Genomic DNA, 15,818 nt, shown 5'->3' with positions numbered 1-15,818 from the left:
CTCGATCGGTCACGGGGCCGGCAGGCGGCCGGCGTGGACCAGCCTAGGGCGCCAGCCGCTGCGCCAGCATGACCACGATCCCCTCCGGCCCGCGCAGGTAGCAGATCCGGTAGGCGTCGGCGTAGTCGACGACCTCGCCGAGCAGCTCCGCGCCGGCCGCGCGGGCGGTGGCCAGCGTCGCGGTGAGGTCGTCCACCCCGAACGCCACGCGGCAGAAGCCGTGCGTGTTCGGCGCCCGGCGCCGGTCGGCCGGCGCCAGCGGCGGGTGGCGGTAGCGCGAGAGCTCCAGGCGGCCCGCGCCGTCCGGGGTCAGGAGCATGACGATGTCCGCGCGCACGCCCTCCAGCCCGAGGGTCCGGTCCACCCAGTCGCCCGCCACGGAGGTCTCCGCCTCGACCGCCAGGCCCAGGCCCACGAAGAAGTCGCGCACCGCCTCCAGGTCCTCCACCACGATGCCCACGTTCTCGAGCCGTTGGACGCCCATGCGCCCCGAGGCTAGCGGCGCGGGCCGCTCACGGCGAGACCTCCACGACGCCGTGGGCGCCCTTCTCCGCGTCGCCCATGACGTGCGAGACCACCGGGTAGTGCCCGGCCTCCGGGAACTCCAGCTCCACGAACCCGCCCTGGGCCGGCTGCAGCCCGAGGGCCTGCGCGCCGTTGCCGGGGTGGCCGAACGCGTCCACGCCGTGCTCGAGCCGGTACGCACCCTCGAGGTAGACGGTGTCGAACTGTCCGCCGACCACGTGGAAGCTGCTGGGCCGGTTGGGCCCGGCGTCCAGCACCCAGAAGCGCACGCGCTCCCCCGCCCGCGCCCGCAGCGGCGCCTGGTCGTACTGCTGGGCGATCCCGTTGAACACCACCCGGTCCGGAGCCTGGGCGGCGAGCTTGTCCCCGTCGGGCTCGCGCGCCCGGGCCGCCGAGGCGGCGTCGTTGGCCAGGTACACCTCGGACTGGACGAGCAGGTAGCTGCGGTCCACCGCGGGCAGGCCCTCGGGCTCGATCACCACGGCCCCGTGCATCCCGGCGGCGATGTGCGCGCTCATCGGCATGGTGGAGCAGTGGTACGCCCACACCCCCGCGCGCTCGGCGGTGAACCGGTAGGTGAGCCGCTCGCCGGGTTGGATCGTGCGCATGGGCCGGTCCGGTGCCAGCGCCCCGGCGTGGAAGTCGACGGAGTGCCCCATCGTGCCGTCGTTGACCAGAGTGACCTCGAAGACGTCCCCCACCCGCCCGTGCAGGACCGGCCCCACCGACCCGCCGTTGAAGGTCCACCGCGTCTGCCACTGCCCCGGGGCCACCTCGAGGGGCTCCTCGGTCACCGTGAGGGTCACCGCGCGGACCCGGTCCGGCGTCAGCGGCGGCAGGACCGGGTCCACCGTGTCCTGCAGCCGGGCCCCGGCCCGCGGCGGCACGGGCGACGCCGGCCCCGCGCCGGTGGCGGGGGCGTCCGCCGGGGCGCCCTCGACGTCCACGGCGAGGACCATCCCCTGCGCGGCGTGCCCGGCGATCGTGCACCGGCCCTCCAGGGGGCCGGAGACGACGCCGAGGTCCAGCTCGGCGCCCTGCCCGGGGGCCAGCCGCGGCGTCCGCTGGCCGCCCAGGGCCAGGTCGTGCGTGGTGGTGTCGTCGTTCGTCACCGCCACCACCAGCCGGTCGCCCGAGGCCACGCTGATCCGGGCCGGGACGAACGCCATGTGGCGCGCCGAGACCTCCACGCGCACGGTCCGGCCCGTCGGCTCCACCGGGGCGCCGGCCCCCGTGCCGGTGCCGCCCGGCCCGCCGGCCGCCGTCGGGACCGCGAGCCCCGCCGCCGCGGGGTCCAGCCCGATGCCGACCGAGACGGCCAGGCCCAGCACGGCGAGCCCGGCGAGCAGCTGGCGGACCGACCACGCGGGCCGGACGGCCGGGTGGGACACGCCGGCGGGTGCCGCGGCACGGGCGGACCCGTCCGCCCGCGGACCCCCCGCCGCGGCCGCCTCCCGGCGGCGGACGGCGATGCTGTCCCGGATGGCCCGGAACATCAGCGGGATGAACAGGGCCAGGGCGAGGACCACGGTGACGGAGACGAACACGCGCACCCAGCTCGGCACGGGCAGCAGGTACAGGACCAGCCCGCCGTTGACGACCACCAGCCGGGCCGTGGTCCAGGTGTTGAACCGCCCGACGGCGGCGCGCACCGCGCGCGGTCCGCCGCCCAGGACGGTGGGGACCAGGTGGCTCAGCGCCCCGAGCAGCAGCTGGGCGCCGAAGCCGGCCGCGAAGATCCCGGCGACCGTCGAGTACCGGGCGCCGAGGTCGGCCCAGCCGGTGCCGGTGGCCAGCAGGTAGGCCACCGCCAGGAGGCCCAGCACGCCCCAGGACAGCGCGCAGGCCACCGAGGCGGCGGCGAACTCCCGCGGCGGCCGCGTAAGCGCCGGACGCACCAGGGCCCGCCCCCACCAGGCCAGGCCGGCCGCGTAGGCGGCCAGTCCCGCCAGCGCGGGCTCCCGCTGCCCCACGAGCGCGCCGGCCACCAGCAGCACGAGTCCGCCCGTGAGCACGGGCAGGGCCTGGGTGGCCAGCCGCGCGGCGCGGTCGTCCATCCGCGTCCGCAGCAGGGTGGGCCAGAAGGTCACGAGGGTCCCCGTCACCGTCATCCCCACCCAGCCGAGCAGGTTGGCCATGGTGTGGGCCAGCAGCAACTGGCCGTGCCACGGGTCCTCGGGGGCGCGGGCGAGCAGCACCCCGCCGGTGGCCCCCACGGCCAGCCACGCGCTGGCCACGACGTAGTAGCGGATGGTGATGCGGAACCGGGCGGTCAGCGCCGTCCGCAGCATGCCCCACAGCGTGGCCCCGTGCCACGCCACGGCCGCGGTCACGACCGCGGCACCGGCGAGCACGAGCCACCACCACCCGCCGGGGACGCCGACGACCACCGCGAGCGTGCCGCCGAACACCAGGCCGATCCGCCGGTCCTGGTGCCGGCGCTCGCGGTCCCTGACCGGCACGCGCAGGATCGCCTGCGCGAAGTAGAGGCTCCAGACGAGGATCGAGTGGCCGAGGGCGCCGAGCAGCACCAGGTGCACGAGCAGCCACTCGGCCTCGGGGACCGCTCGGTGGACGACGGCGAGGACGACGGCGGTCACCAGCCACAGCACGGCCGGGTAGTCGCGCAACCGGGACCGCCGACCCCGCGTGGGCCGGGCGGCGTCGCCGGCGGGGCGTGGGCCGCGGACGGCAGGGGACTCCATGGGTGCTCTCCTTCACGCCGGCGGCGGGTACGGCCATTTTATACAAGGCCATGGTGAATATTGCGTAGGATGGCGTCATGTCCTCTCCCCTCGCCCGCGCCGGGCGTCCCGCCGACGGCCCGGACATGCCTCCGGGCCCCGCGCCCACGCCGGAGCCTGCCGCCCTCGGCGCCGCGCGCCGGCGCGTGCTCGAGGCCGTCACCGACGCCGGCCCGGCCGGCGCGACGATCGCCGGCCTGGCCCGGGTCCTGGGCGGGCATGCCAACACCGTCCGGCATCACCTGGCAGCCCTCGTCGCCGCCGGGCTCGTCGAGGAAGCCGCCGCGCCCCCGGCCGGCCGCGGGCGCCCGGCGCGCGTGTTCCGCGTGGCGCCGGGGGCGGACGGCACCGGTGCCGGGGCCCCGGAGGCCGCCGGGTACCGGGAGCTGGCCGCCGCGCTCGTCGCCGTGGCCCCGGAACACCCCGGCCTGGTCCGGGAGGCCGGGCGGCACTGGGGGGCGCAGGTCGCCGCACGGCATCCGGCGCCCCCGGCCGGGGCCCCCGCCGCGTCCGTCCGGCAGGGACTGGCCGGGATCCTCGACGCGCAGGGCTTCGCCGCGGCCGAGGATGCCGGGGGCGGCCTCGAGTTGCGCACGTGCCCGCTCGTGGCCGAGGCGCGCGAGCACCTCCGGGCGGTCTGCGGGATCCACGAGGCGATGCTGCAGGGCGTGCTGGACGCCTGGAACGTGCCCGGGCGGGCCGAACTCGAGCCCTTCGCTCTGCCCCACGCCTGCCGCGTCGTCGTGCGCGGCGCCACGGACTGAGCGCCCGCCGGCCCGGGCCCGGACGGCATCGGACGCCGCGGGAGGACCCGCCACGGGCCCCGGCGACCGCGATGACGGTCCGTGTCGCCCGTCGACACGCCCGCCCCGCGGCGGCATGCCACGATGGGCCCATGACCCGCCCCCGTCCCCGCGCGACCGGCCGGGTGCCGTCCCCGCGTCGCCGCCCCGCGCGCCTGCTCGCCACCTCCCTGCTCGCCGCGGGGGTCCTCGCCCTCCCGGCCTGCGCCGCCGCGCCGGAGGCCGAGCTCCCCGCCGGGTCGCCGGGCGGGCCGGGCCCCGCGCCCGGGGCGCCGCCGTCGGGACCGGACGCCGGGACGGATCCCGGTCCCGGGCAGGGGCCGCGCACGTTCACGCTGAACGTCTCCGGGGACCTGCTCTGGCACGACGAGCTGTGGGAGAGCGCCGAGCTCGACGCGGCGCGCACGGGCCGCGGGACCATGGACTTCCTCCCGCAGCTGGAGTCGGTGCGGCAGTACGCCGCGGCGGCCGACCTGGCCGTGTGCCATGCCGAGGTGCCGTTCGCCCCGGAGGGCGGACCCTACCGGGCCTATCCGTCCTTCGCGGCGCCCCCGCAGGCCGCCCGGGCGGTGGCGGCCGCGGGGTTCGACGTGTGCACCACCGCGTCCAACCACGCCCTCGACGCCGGCTGGCAGGGGCTCGTGCGCACCCTCGACGTGCACGAGGAGGCCGGGATCGGCGCGGTGGGCAGCTACCGCTCCGCCCGCGAGGCCGAGGCCCCCTTCGTCCACGTGGCCGAGGACGGCACGCGCGTGGGGATCGTCTCGCAGACCTACGCCCTCAACGGCATCCCGCACCCGGCCGGCCGCGAGTGGTCCGTGCCGCTGCTGGACGCCGAGGCCGCGATCGCGGACGCCCGGGCCGCGCGCGCGGCGGGGGCGGAGATCGTGGCCGTGCACCTGCACGCCGGCAGCGAGTACGTCACCGCCCCGAACGCCGAGCAGGTGGCGTTCGTGGAGGAGGTCACCGCCTCCGGCGCCGTGGACGTGGTCTTCGGCCAGCACGCCCACTCCGTGCAGCCCGTGGACGTGGTCAACGGCGTCTGGGTGGTCTACGGCACCGGCAACCTGCTGGCCCACCAGGAGCTGGGCGCGCCGCACAGCTATGACGGCGCCATGGTCGAGCTGACCTTCACCGAGGGACGGGACGGCCGCTTCGCGGTGAGGGGCGCGGAGTACGCGCCGACGCTCATCACCCCGCTCGACGGCGACCGCCCCGCCCGCGTCCTCGTCATCCCCTTCGAGCGCGCGGACCACCCCGGGCTGGCCGGGCGGATGGACGCCTCGGCCGCCAGGACGCGCCAGGCCATCCGCTCGCTCGACGTCGAGGGGCTGGCCGAGCGCACCGCGTCCGGCCCCCGGGCCGGGTCCTAGGCGGGACCGCGCGGACCGGACGGCCCGTCGGCCGGCCCCGGTTCGGGCAGTCCCGGCGGCCCGGCGATGTCCGTCCGGTCCCCCGGGCCCTCGGCGATGTCCTCGCGCAGCGCGCCCGTGACCGCGTCCACGGCGGCCCCCACCGTGGGGGCGAACCGCTCCGGCCCGAAGCGCTCGGCGAGCCCGTACCGCTCGAGGGTGTCCTTCACCGGTCCCTTCAGCTCCGCGAACACGAGGGTGAGCCCCCGGCCCGCCAGCCAGTCGTCCACGTCCGCCAGCTCCTCCGCGGCGGTGGTGTCCACGTCCGTGACCGGCTCGGCCGCCAGCACGAGCGTGCCCGGGCGCTCGCCGCCGGCCGCCTCGACCTGGCGCAGGGCGTGCCCGACGGCGCGGCGCACCCACTGGTTGAACAGGGCGCCGTTGAGGAAGGACAGCGGGGCGTCGAACCGCAGGATCAGCACCCCGGGGACCCGCTCCGCCTCGGGGTGGCGACGGCGGTCGTGGTAGCCGCGCCGGCCCCTCACCAGTCCCAGCTCCGTGCGGTACGGCCGCCAGCCCCGCACCACCACGGCCACGAGCGCGAGCCCCACCGCCACCGCCAGCCCCTCCAGCACGCCCACCAGCAGCACGCCCAGCAGGGCCGCCGTGCCCAGCACGGCGTCCGTCCGGTCCATGCGCCACAGCCGGACGAGGCCGCGCACGTCCAGCAGGCTCAGGGCCGCCACCATGACCACCGCCGCCAGCACCGATTCCGGCAGGTACCGGGTCACCCCGGGCAGGGCCTGCATGAAGACCAGGATCAGCGCCGCCGCCACCACGTGCGCCAGCTGGGACCGGGCCCCGGCCTGCTCCGCGACGGGCGTGCGCGAGCCCGAGGCGGACACCGCGAAGCCGCCGAGCGCCCCGGCGGCGAGGTTGGCCAGGCCCAGGCCGGTCATCTCCCGGTTGGCGTCCACCGCCTCGCCGTGCCGGCCGGCGAACGCCCGGGACAGGGCCGCGGTGTCCGCGAAGGAGATCAGCGCCACGGCCACCGCGGGCCCGGCCAGGGTCCCCACGTCCGCCCAGCCCAGCCCGCCGAGCGCGGGCGCCGGCAGCCCGCGGGGCATCTCCCCGACCACGGGCACGGTGTCCTGCAGCCCCAGGGCCGCGGTGACCGCCGAGGCGGCCACGACGGCCACGACCAGCCCCGCCGCCTTCCCGAGGGGCAGCAGCCGGCCCAGGACGATGAGCGCCAGGGCGCCACCGCCGAGCCCGGCCGCGGTGGGCGAGGCCCCGCCCGCCGCGATCGCGGCCACGGTGCCGGTGACCTGGCCCACCGGGTCGCCGGCGCCGACGTCGGCCCCCACCAGGCCCGGCAGCTGGGAGGCGAGCACGAGCAGGGCCAGGGCGTTGAGGAAGCCGGTGCGGATCGGCAGGGACAGCAGGTCCGTGACGAAGCCCAGGCGCAGCACCCCGGCGAGCAGCAGCAGCAGCCCCACCAGGACGGACAGGAGCCCGGCGAGGGCGACGGCGCGGTGCTCCGCGCCCCCGGCGAGGGGCACCACGGCGGCCAGCAGGACCGGCGCCAGCGCCGAGTCCGGGGCCAGCACCAGCAGCCGGGACGGGCCGAGGACGGCGTACGCGAGCATCGGCACGATCGTGGCGTACAGCCCCGTGTGGGCCGGCAGCCCCGAGGCCTGCGCGTACCCCATCCCGACCGGGATGAGCACGGCCGAGAGCACCAGGCCGGCGCGGACATCGGGCCACAGCCAGCGGCGGTCGTAGCGGGCCGCCACCCCGATCCCGGGCGCCCAGCGCGCCACCCGGTCCAGCGAGCCGCGGGAGGACATGCGTGCAGGCTACCGCGCCGGGACCCCGCTGACCCGCCCCCGCGCGGGTGTGGCACACTCACCATGGACCGGGCGTGACAGGAGGTGGACGGCCATGGGCTCCAGGCGGGAGCGCTACCGGGAGATCGCCGAGGTCCTCTCGGTCAACGGCCTCGGCTTCGTCGTCAGCGCGCTGGGGCTCTCGGGCCGGTTCCCGTTCCGGCGCATGCCGCGGCGCGAGGACGGCCGGGCCTACACCCGGCCCGAGCTGGTCCGCCGCGCCCTCGAGCAGCTCGGCCCCGCCTTCGTGAAGCTGGGCCAGATCCTCTCCACCCGCCCGGACCTGCTGCCCCCGCCCTACGTGCGCGAGCTCAAGGCGCTGCAGGACCGGGTGGAGCCGATCCCCGCCGCGCAGGTGATGGCCGCGATCGCCGAGGAGCTCGGGTCCACGGCGGTCTTCGACCGGCTCGAGTCCCAGCCGCTGGCCAGCGCCTCGATCGGCCAGGCCCACGCCGCCGTGCTCGACGGGCAGGACGTGGTGGTCAAGGTGCGCCGGCCGGGGGTGGTGGAGACCGTCAACGAGGACCTGGAGATCCTCGAGAACCTGGCCGAGATGGCCACGCGCCGCTGGGACTTCGCCCGGGACAACGACGCCACGGGGCTGGTCCGGGAGTTCGCCCAGACGCTGCGGCAGGAGCTGGACTACCTCGCAGAGGCGCGCAACGCCGAGCGGTTCGCCGCGAACTTCGCCGGCCACCCGGACGTGCACATCCCCGTCGTGCACTGGGAGACGACCACCTCGCGGGTGCTCACGCTCGAGCGGATCCGGGGCATCAAGATCGACGACGTGGACGCCCTCGCCGCGGCGGGGATCGACCGCGCGGAACTGGCCCGGCGCGCCGGGGCGGTGCTGTGCACCATGGTCTTCGAGCACGGCTTCTTCCACGCGGACCCCCACCCCGGGAACTTCTTCGTGGAGGAGGACGGCGCCCTGGGGGTCATCGACTTCGGCATGGTGGGCACGCTCGACGAGGACCTCAAGGAGCGCCTCGGGGACATCCTCGTGGCCATCGTCGCCGGGGACACCTCGCACGCGACCGACGCCCTGCTGCGCCTGAACCAGTCCTCGGGCCCCGTCAACCGCGCCGCGCTCAAGCAGGACGTGTCCGTGTTGATCGAGCGGTTCAGCGGCCACACCCTGGCCGACTTCCCCGTCTCCGCCCTCATCAACGACATCCTCGGCACCCTGCGGCGGCACCGGCTGCACCTGCCCAACGACCTGGCGATGCTGTTCAAGATGCTGCTCATGGCCGAGGGGCTGGGCAAGGCCCTCGACCCCGACTTCCAGCTGGCCTCCGTCCTGGCGCCGTTCACCCGGCGGCTGGTGCTCCAGCGCTACTCCCCCGAGGCCCTGCGCCGCCGCCTCGGCCGGATCGCCCAGGAACTGCGGCAGGCGGGCACGGACGCACCCCGGCTCGTGCAGGGCCTGCTGGACCTCATCGAGCGCGGCGGCCCGCAGCTCACCCTGGACCCGGCCGAGACCGAGCGGCAGCGCTCCCGGGACCAGCAGACCGCCAACCGGCTCGTGGCCGGGATGCTGACGGCCGCCTTCATCAACGTGGCCGGCGGGGTCGTGGCCACCACCACGGGCCGGGCGGCGGTGCTGCGCGGACCGGTGGCGACGGCCTCCGCCGGCGCGGCGGGACTGCTGGGCGGCTACCTGCTGCGGACCGCCCGGCGACGGCGGCGCTGACCCCGCGGGCCAGGTCCGCCGTCCCGTGCGCCCGCCGGCGCTTCCGGCGCGGCCCCCCACCGCCTACGGTGTCGCCATGGCCCCTCCCCCGTACGGCATCCAGCTCTGCGTCGACTGCGCCCGGCCCCACGAGCTCGCCGACTGGTGGGCCGAGGCGCTGCGCTGGGACGTGGAGGTCCAGGACGAGGCGTTCATCCGGCGGATGGTCGCCGAGGGGCAGGCCACCGAGGCGGAGACCACCACGCACCGGGGGCGCCTCGTCTGGCGGGCAGGGGCGGCGATCATCCCGCCCCCGGGCGACGGCGGCGCCCCGGACCGGCCCCGGATCCTGTTCCAGACCGTCCCGGAGGCCAAGTCGGTGAAGAACCGGGTGCACTGGGACCTGCGGGAGCCCGGGGCCGACGACGGCCGGCGGGCCGCCGAGCTCGAGCGCCTCCTCGCACTGGGCGCCCGGAGGGTCGGGGCCGGACGGCAGGGGCCGTGGGCCTGGACGGTGCTGCAGGACCCGGAGGGCAACGAGTTCTGCCTCTAGCCCCGGGTCCGCGACCCGGAGGCCCGGAGACCCGCAGGACGCTCAGGCCACGAGCACGGCCACGCCCACGCAGGCACAGGCCCAGAGCTGGCTCGCGAAGGTCCCGAGGATGAACCGCTCCGCGGCACCGGACTTGCCCAGTTCGGAGTACCGCCCCAGGGCCTTGACCGCGAGGATGATCGCCAGGCCCTCGGGCCAGCCCATCAGCAGCGCGGAGGACACGGCCAGTCGCTCCAGCACCCCGATCCACGCGCCCCCGCGCAGCACCGGCTGCACATCGGCCTCCTCGTTGAAGACCACCTCGCCGTCGGCGCCGGTCAGCGTCGGCTGGTGCTCGGGATGGGAGGCGTTGAAGGACAGCTGCAGCACCGACCGGGTGGGTGCACCGCCGCCCAGGGTCGCGGCGGCGGCGGCGATCGGGGCGGCGAGGGCCCAGCCCTGTCCCCCGCCCGAGGCCAGGGCGGTGACCGCCGCGGCGCCGACGAGCACCAGCTGCAGCCCCGCGGTGGCGTAGAGGACGCGGTGGGACGCACCCGGTCCGCGGTGCCGGTCGAAGTACTGCGGGACGGCGAGCAGCCCGGCCAGGACGAGCAGGACCAGGGCCGCCAGGGATGGGGCGTTCACGATGCGTCTCCTCCGTGCTCTCGAGGCTCCCGGTCGCCCCGGGGGTCTCGGCGCTGGCCGCCCTCCGGGTCGCGGGTGCCTCCTCCGGGGTGGTCCCCGCGCGGGCTCCGTGCCGACCGGGCGTCCAGGTCCTCCAGCATGGCGGACACCACGGACGCCAGCCGCCGGCTCTCGTGCCACAGCCCGGAGCGCAGCCGGGCGCTCACGGCCTGCTGGCTGATCCCCAGCTCGCGGGCCGCCTCCTGCTGGGTCATCCCGGCGTCCACCAGCCGGCCGGCCGCCTGGCCTTCCTCGCTGCGCCGCTGCTCGAGCTCGGCGAGCAGCTGCAGGCCCGCCTCGACGGCCTCGACGAGGCCCGCCTCCGGGGTGTCCGGCCCCTGCCCCGCCGCCACGGCCACCCGCCCGGGCGAGTGCTTGGCGCGTTCGACCGCCTCGCGGGCGTGCTCGAACGCGGGACCGGCGCCGGCCCGCGTCTCGCGGGGCATCGGTTCGCGCACCTCCCCGACCCCGATCCCGACGCTCCAGTGGCCGGACCGCGCCGCGGACAGGGCGATGCCCACCACGGCCTCGGGCCGGTCCAGCAGGCCCTGCACCTCGTCGCCCGCCGTGCGCTGGAACGGGCGGACGATCCCCCGCTCGGGGCCGTGCGCGGTGAGCCCCTCCAGGAGGGTGCCCACCCGGTCGGGGCCCGTGGTGGACCCGCGCTGGTCCATGGTCATCACGATCATGACGACAAACCTAGGGCATTGTGGATGGAATCACAAGGACTCCGACTTGTGGAACTTGGCCGAAGCGCTTCCCCGGGCCCGGTCGCCTAGGATCACACCATGGCCTCCCCCCGCACCGTCCGACCGCCGGCCGACCGCTCCGGGACGGATGACGCGTCCCGGGGTGCCCGCTCCGTCGTCCCGGCCCTGGCGGCCGATGCCCTGCTCATCGTCCTCTTCGCCGCCCTGGGCCGGCGCGCGCACGCCTCCGGGCTCGACCTCGCCGGCATCCTGTGGACGGCCCTGCCCTTCCTCCTCGCCTGGGCCGCCACCACCGCGCTGACGCGCCCCCGGCGGACCTGGGCACGGCCGTGGCCGGCCGGCGTCGTCGTCTGGCTGGGGACGGTGGCCGGCGGCCTGGTGCTGCGCGTGCTCCTGGGCGAGACCGCCGCTCCCTCGTTCCAGCTGGTCACGGCCGCGGTGCTGGGCGCCTTCCTGCTCGGCCGCCGCGGCGTCACGGCGCTCCTCACGCGGCCGCGGCGCGGCTCGCGGACCTAGGATGAGCCGTGGGGGCGACCGGCCCCGCCCGCGCTGACCTGCGGCGGTCCCGGCGTCCCGCCGAACGCCACCGAGCCAGGAGGAACCGTGATGGTCACCGCTTTCGTCATGATCAAGACCGACCCCACCCGCATCCCGGAGTGCGCCGCCGAGCTGGCCGACCTGGACGGGGTGACGGCCGTGTACTCCGTGACGGGCGAGTGGGACCTCATCGCGATGGTCCGCCTGCGCCGGTTCGACGACCTCGCCGACGTCATCGCCGACCACCTGTCCAAGGTCGAGGGCGTGCGGGACACGGAGACCATGCTGGCCTTCCGCGCGTACTCCCGCCACGACCTCGAGGAGGGCTTCGCCCTGGGGTTCGAGAACACCGAGCGCTGAGCACGGGGAGGCCCCGGGACGGGCGCGCCGCGGCGGTACCGGGACCCAGCGCCCGGCACGCCGCGTGCCCGGCCCGTCAGGAGTGGGAGACCCGCACCCAGGCGTCGAGCACGGACTGGGCGGCACCGGAGTCGATGGACTCGACGGCACGGGCCATGTTGGCCTGGATCCGCTCGAACAGGTGCCCCTCCGCCGAGGTGTCGAAGGCCGTCAGGCCCGCCGCGGCGTTCAGCACCACGGCATCGCGCACCGGGCCCGGCCGCCCCTCCAGCAGCTCACGCACGATCCCGGCGTTGTACGCACCGTCCCGGCCGGCGAGGGCCTCCACGGGTGCGAGGGGGATGCCGAAGTCCTGGGGCTGCAGCTCGTGCTCCTGCACCGCGCCGTCCCGCACCTCGAAGATCGTGGAGGGCCCCGACGTCGTGATCTTGTCCCGGCCGTCGCTGCCGCGGAACACGAGGCCGCGCAGGCCCCGGTCGGCGAGCACCCCGGCGAGCAACGGCGCCATGCGGGCGCTCGCGCAGCCGAGCGCCTGGGCGCGCACCCCGGCGGGGTTGGTCAGCGGGCCCAGGTAGTTGAACACGGTCGGCACGCCGAGCTGCTTGCGCGCCGGCGCCACGTACTTCATCGAGGGGTGGTAGCCCTGGGCGAAGAGGAAGGTGATGCCGGCCGTGCGCGCGCACTCCACGACCTTGTCCAGGGGCATCCCGAGGTCCACGCCGAGGGCCTCGATCACGTCCGCGGCGCCGGCCGTGGACGAGGCGCCGCGGTTGCCGTGCTTCACCACGGTGGCCCCCGCGCCCACGGCCACGAGGGAGGACATCGTCGAGATGTTCACCGTGCCCAGCTTGTCCCCGCCCGTGCCGACGATGTCCAGGGTCTCCCCCGGGATCTCGAGGTGCACGGCGTTCTCGAGCATCACCTGCGTGAGGCCGAGCAGCTCCTGGACCGTCTCGCCCTTCGCGGACAGGGCCACGAGGAACCCGGCGATCTGGGCGTCCGTGGCGTTGCCCGACATGATCTCGCGCATCGCCCACATGGCCTGGGCGGTGGTCAGGTCCTCACGGCCCAGCAGCAGGCTGAAGACGGACGGCCAGGACAGGGAATCGGTGGGAGTGCTCACGCGCACATGCTAGTCCCCACCCCGCGCCGGGACCGGGCGCACGACGGACTGTTGCACGGGCCGTGACCTGCGTTCCTCCGAGCTTGCTGGGTGGAATCCAGCAATGCCGTGTGAACCGCCCGGGAGCGGGAACAGGGCGAAACGCCGAAACGTTCGTCGCATTGGAGCCCCTCCCTGTTTTAGGGCCATAATGAACGGGTGACGACTGCAACCCATGCCCTCCCCAGGCCCGCGACCGGGCTCCCCAGCCGACCCAATATGGTGCAAGTGGGCACCATGGTCTGGCTCTCCAGCGAGCTGATGTTCTTCGGCGGCCTCTTCGCCATGTACTTCACCCTGCGCTCCACCTCCCCGGAGCTGTGGGCCGAGAACACGGAGATCCTCAACGTCCCGCTGGCGTTCATCAACACCCTCGTGCTCGTGGCGAGCTCCTTCACCGCCCAGGCCGGCGTGTTCGCCGCCGAGCGGCTGCAGCCGCGCCGCACCGGCGGGCTGTTCTCGCTCAAGCGCTGGGGCATGGTCGAGTGGTTCATCCTGACCTTCGTCATGGGCGCCTTCTTCGTGTCCGTGCAGGCCTACGAGTACGCCGTGCTCACCTCCGAGGGCGTCACCATCGACGCCAGCGCCTACGGCTCCGCGTTCTACATCACCACCGGCTTCCACGCCCTGCACGTGACCGGCGGCCTGATCGCCTTCCTGTTCATCATCGGACGCGCCTACCTCGCCAAGCGCTTCGGCCACCACGAGGCCACCTCGGCCATCGTCGTGTCCTACTACTGGCACTTCGTGGACGTCGTCTGGATCGCCCTGTTCGCGATCGTCTACTTCCTGAAATAGGCCCCGCCGTCACCGGCACACCCGCACCACCCCGAGGTCGACCGGAGACGGACCGTCACCCTCCTCCGGTCACATGAGAAACGTTAGGAACCAACCGTGAAGGCACTCTCACAGAAACGGCGCCACCCGATCGCCGGGCTCGCGCTGCTGCTTCTGGGACTTCTGATCACCGGCGGCCTGTACTCGGTCGCCAGCACCATGAACCAGGCCCAGGCTGCCACCACGGGTTCCGGCTACAGCGCCGAGGACGTCACCGCGGGCGAGAAGCTCTTCAACGCGAACTGCGCCACCTGCCACGGCTACGAGGCCGTGGGCACGGAGAACGGCCCCAGCCTGGTCGGCGTGGGCGCCGCCTCCGTCGACTTCCAGGTCGGCACGGGCCGCATGCCCATGCAGATGCAGGGTCCCCAGGCCCAGACCAAGCCGCAGCAGTTCAACGACGAGCAGACCATGCAGCTGGCCGCCTACGTCTCCTCCCTCGGCGCCGGTCCGGCCATCCCCGGGGACGAGTACCTCGACACCGACCACGAGGACGTCGACCTCGGCAACGGTGGCACCCTGTTCCGCGTCAACTGCGCCATGTGCCACAACGCCGCCGCGGCCGGCGGCGCCCTGACCCGCGGCAAGTACGCCCCGTCGCTCGCCGAGGTCTCGGAGAAGCACATCTACGAGGCCATGGCCACGGGCCCGCAGAACATGCCGGTCTTCTCCGACGCCAACCTCAAGCCGGAGGACAAGCGGGACATCATCGCGTTCCTCAAGCAGATCGAGGACCAGGGCTCCCCGGGCGGCGCGACGCTCGGCTCGCTCGGCCCGGTCTCCGAGGGCCTCTTCGTCTGGACGGCGGGTCTGGCGCTGATCATCGGCTTCATGGTCTGGCTGACCTCCCGGTCCTCCTGACCTGACGGCGCCGTGGGGGCGCCGGCCACACACAACGTCACCATCACTCAAGCAAAGGATTCAGATCTATGTCTGAGCTAAGCCACGGAGGCCCGGGACACTCGGGCACCGTTGAGCACGCCGGTGTGGAGGAGTCGGGCAAGTACGCCATCGACAACCCCGGCCTCCCGCCGCACCGGCCCCGGCTGGCAGACGAGGACCCGCGCGCCGCCCGGCGCGCCGAGCGCCAGGTGGCCTTCCTCTTCGGACTGTCCATCATCGGCACGCTCGTGTTCTTCATCGGCTACTTCGCCGTCGGACAGATCGGTCCGGACACCCCGATCTCCACCGTGCGCCTGCAGAACCTGCTGCTGGGCCTGGGCACCGCCTTCGCGATGCTCGGCATCGGCGTCGGCATCGTCCACTGGGCCAAGACGCTCATGCCGGACCACGAGGTCTCGGAGCTCCGCCACGAGGTGCGCACGGACGATGACCGACAGGTCGCCACCGGCATGATCGACGACATCCTCGAGGAGTCGCAGATCAAGCGCCGCCCGCTGATCCGCAACACCCTCATCGGCGCCGTCGCCCTCGCCCCCCTGCCGGCCATCGCGATCTTCCGCGACCTGGACGACACGGACAACCGCAGCGAGCTGGCCACCGAGAACTTCGGCGTCGAGCGGCTGAGCCACACCATGTGGGACACGGACGTCCGCCTCGTCCGCGACCCCACCGGCACCCCGATCAAGGCCTCGGACGTCACCATCGGCTCGGCCTTCCACGTGATCCCCGAGGGGCTCAACGAGCTCGATCCGCACGACATGCTGAACCAGAAGGCCAAGGCCGTCGTGCTCGTCATGCGCCTCGATCCCGACGACCTGCAGATCTCGCCCGGACGCGAGGACTGGCACGTCGACGGCATCGTGGCCTACTCCAAGATCTGCACGCACGTCGGGTGCCCCGTCGCGCTGTACGAGCAGCACACCCATCACCTGCTGTGCCCCTGCCACCAGTCGACCTTCGACCTGACGCAGGAGTGCAAGGTGGTCTTCGGCCCGGCGGGCCACGCCCTGCCGCAGCTGCCGATCACCGTCAATGAAGAGGGCTTCCTGGTCGCGCAGAGCGACTTCCACGAGCCCGTCGGACCGGCCTACTGGGAGCGTGGCTGATA

15 protein-coding genes are annotated in these 15,818 nt (G+C 74.9%); 9 read left to right on the top strand and 6 right to left on the bottom strand.

Annotated features, from left to right (window positions below; all coding sequences use genetic code 11):
- Nucleotides 1-43 precede the first annotated feature (43 nt).
- Both E7744_RS07450 and E7744_RS07445 read right to left on the bottom strand, forming a co-directional pair.
- Nucleotides 44-484, bottom strand: a complete 441-nt coding sequence (locus tag E7744_RS07450; protein WP_137773574.1) for a VOC family protein — start codon at nt 482-484, stop codon at nt 44-46.
- A 28-nt stretch (nt 485-512) separates the two neighbouring features.
- Nucleotides 513-3,230 carry a multicopper oxidase domain-containing protein gene (locus tag E7744_RS07445; RefSeq protein ID WP_137773573.1) on the bottom strand — a complete coding sequence of 906 codons (2,718 nt, stop codon included), beginning with the start codon at nt 3,228-3,230 and terminating at the stop codon, nt 513-515.
- A gap of 77 nt (nt 3,231-3,307) precedes the next feature.
- Here E7744_RS07445 and E7744_RS07440 point away from each other — a divergent pair, with 77 nt between their 5' ends.
- A complete protein-coding gene (locus E7744_RS07440) occupies nt 3,308-4,033 on the top strand; it encodes a metalloregulator ArsR/SmtB family transcription factor (protein WP_137773572.1) in 726 nt (241 codons plus the stop codon).
- Between the two features lie 131 nt (nt 4,034-4,164).
- On the top strand, nt 4,165-5,445 hold the full coding sequence (locus tag E7744_RS07435) for a CapA family protein (protein ID WP_168199783.1): 1,281 nt from the start codon (nt 4,165-4,167) through the stop codon (nt 5,443-5,445).
- Here E7744_RS07435 and E7744_RS07430 read toward each other — a convergent pair.
- Nucleotides 5,442-7,274, bottom strand: coding sequence for a SulP family inorganic anion transporter (locus E7744_RS07430; protein WP_137773570.1), 1,833 nt, complete (start codon nt 7,272-7,274; stop codon nt 5,442-5,444). The genes E7744_RS07435 and E7744_RS07430 overlap by 4 nt on opposite strands.
- 94 nt (nt 7,275-7,368) lie before the next feature.
- Here E7744_RS07430 and E7744_RS07425 point away from each other — a divergent pair, with 94 nt between their 5' ends.
- Both E7744_RS07425 and E7744_RS07420 read left to right on the top strand, forming a co-directional pair.
- Nucleotides 7,369-9,006 (top strand): AarF/ABC1/UbiB kinase family protein, encoded by a 1,638-nt coding sequence (locus tag E7744_RS07425; RefSeq protein ID WP_137773569.1) that lies wholly within the window; start codon nt 7,369-7,371, stop codon nt 9,004-9,006.
- A 76-nt stretch (nt 9,007-9,082) separates the two neighbouring features.
- A complete protein-coding gene (locus E7744_RS07420; RefSeq protein WP_137773568.1) occupies nt 9,083-9,538 on the top strand; it encodes a VOC family protein in 456 nt (151 codons plus the stop codon).
- A gap of 42 nt (nt 9,539-9,580) precedes the next feature.
- On the opposite strand, the gene E7744_RS07415 is transcribed toward E7744_RS07420, so the two are convergent.
- Both E7744_RS07415 and E7744_RS07410 read right to left on the bottom strand, forming a co-directional pair.
- Entirely contained in the window at nt 9,581-10,162 is a 582-nt protein-coding gene (locus E7744_RS07415; protein WP_137773567.1) for a hypothetical protein, read from the bottom strand.
- Nucleotides 10,159-10,890 carry a winged helix-turn-helix transcriptional regulator gene (locus E7744_RS07410; RefSeq protein ID WP_210417087.1) on the bottom strand — a complete coding sequence of 244 codons (732 nt, stop codon included), beginning with the start codon at nt 10,888-10,890 and terminating at the stop codon, nt 10,159-10,161. The genes E7744_RS07415 and E7744_RS07410 overlap by 4 nt, the downstream gene beginning before the upstream one ends.
- A 99-nt stretch (nt 10,891-10,989) precedes the next feature.
- On the opposite strand from E7744_RS07410, the gene E7744_RS07405 reads away from it, so the two are divergent.
- Entirely contained in the window at nt 10,990-11,427 is a 438-nt protein-coding gene (locus E7744_RS07405; protein WP_137773566.1) for a DUF3054 domain-containing protein, read from the top strand.
- Between the two features lie 90 nt (nt 11,428-11,517).
- Nucleotides 11,518-11,808: an Lrp/AsnC family transcriptional regulator gene (locus tag E7744_RS07400; RefSeq protein WP_137774920.1), complete on the top strand. Its 291-nt coding sequence runs from the start codon at nt 11,518-11,520 to the stop codon at nt 11,806-11,808.
- A gap of 76 nt (nt 11,809-11,884) precedes the next feature.
- On the opposite strand, the gene trpD is transcribed toward E7744_RS07400, so the two are convergent.
- The gene (trpD, locus tag E7744_RS07395; RefSeq protein ID WP_137773565.1) at nt 11,885-12,931 is read right to left on the bottom strand and encodes an anthranilate phosphoribosyltransferase; all 1,047 of its coding nucleotides are present in this window, start codon (nt 12,929-12,931) and stop codon (nt 11,885-11,887) included.
- Nucleotides 12,932-13,189: 258 nt separating this feature from the next.
- Here trpD and E7744_RS07390 point away from each other — a divergent pair, with 258 nt between their 5' ends.
- The 3 genes from E7744_RS07390 (at nt 13,190) to E7744_RS07380 (ending at nt 15,816) form a co-directional block, all read left to right on the top strand.
- On the top strand, nt 13,190-13,768 hold the full coding sequence (locus E7744_RS07390; protein WP_210417086.1) for a heme-copper oxidase subunit III: 579 nt from the start codon (nt 13,190-13,192) through the stop codon (nt 13,766-13,768).
- 96 nt (nt 13,769-13,864) lie between these two features.
- Complete coding sequence (locus tag E7744_RS07385) at nt 13,865-14,668, top strand: c-type cytochrome (protein WP_137773563.1); 804 nt, start codon at nt 13,865-13,867, stop codon at nt 14,666-14,668.
- Nucleotides 14,669-14,736: 68 nt separating this feature from the next.
- Entirely contained in the window at nt 14,737-15,816 is a 1,080-nt protein-coding gene (locus E7744_RS07380) for a ubiquinol-cytochrome c reductase iron-sulfur subunit (protein ID WP_137773562.1), read from the top strand.
- Nucleotides 15,817-15,818: the final 2 nt, after the last annotated feature.

The sequence above is a fragment of the Citricoccus sp. SGAir0253 genome (assembly GCF_005877055.1).
Classification (GTDB): domain Bacteria; phylum Actinomycetota; class Actinomycetes; order Actinomycetales; family Micrococcaceae; genus Citricoccus.
Note: the sequence above shows the minus strand (reverse complement) of the source record. Positions and strands in the feature narration are given on the sequence as shown.

Excerpts from the sequence above, each read along its gene's own strand:
- E7744_RS07405 (WP_137773566.1), top strand. The coding sequence starts at position 10,990 with ATGGCCTCCCCCCGCACCGTCCGACCGCCGGCCGACCGCTCCGGGACG.
- E7744_RS07390 (WP_210417086.1), top strand. The coding sequence starts at position 13,190 with ATGGTGCAAGTGGGCACCATGGTCTGGCTCTCCAGCGAGCTGATGTTC.
- E7744_RS07400 (WP_137774920.1), top strand. The coding sequence starts at position 11,518 with ATGGTCACCGCTTTCGTCATGATCAAGACCGACCCCACCCGCATCCCG.
- E7744_RS07450 (WP_137773574.1), bottom strand. The coding sequence starts at position 484 with ATGGGCGTCCAACGGCTCGAGAACGTGGGCATCGTGGTGGAGGACCTG.
- E7744_RS07445 (WP_137773573.1), bottom strand. The coding sequence starts at position 3,230 with ATGGAGTCCCCTGCCGTCCGCGGCCCACGCCCCGCCGGCGACGCCGCC.
- E7744_RS07425 (WP_137773569.1), top strand. The coding sequence starts at position 7,369 with ATGGGCTCCAGGCGGGAGCGCTACCGGGAGATCGCCGAGGTCCTCTCG.
- E7744_RS07430 (WP_137773570.1), bottom strand. The coding sequence starts at position 7,274 with ATGTCCTCCCGCGGCTCGCTGGACCGGGTGGCGCGCTGGGCGCCCGGG.
- E7744_RS07380 (WP_137773562.1), top strand. The coding sequence starts at position 14,737 with ATGTCTGAGCTAAGCCACGGAGGCCCGGGACACTCGGGCACCGTTGAG.
- E7744_RS07420 (WP_137773568.1), top strand. The coding sequence starts at position 9,083 with ATGGCCCCTCCCCCGTACGGCATCCAGCTCTGCGTCGACTGCGCCCGG.
- E7744_RS07410 (WP_210417087.1), bottom strand. The coding sequence starts at position 10,890 with ATGATCGTGATGACCATGGACCAGCGCGGGTCCACCACGGGCCCCGAC.
- E7744_RS07440 (WP_137773572.1), top strand. The coding sequence starts at position 3,308 with ATGTCCTCTCCCCTCGCCCGCGCCGGGCGTCCCGCCGACGGCCCGGAC.
- E7744_RS07435 (WP_168199783.1), top strand. The coding sequence starts at position 4,165 with ATGACCCGCCCCCGTCCCCGCGCGACCGGCCGGGTGCCGTCCCCGCGT.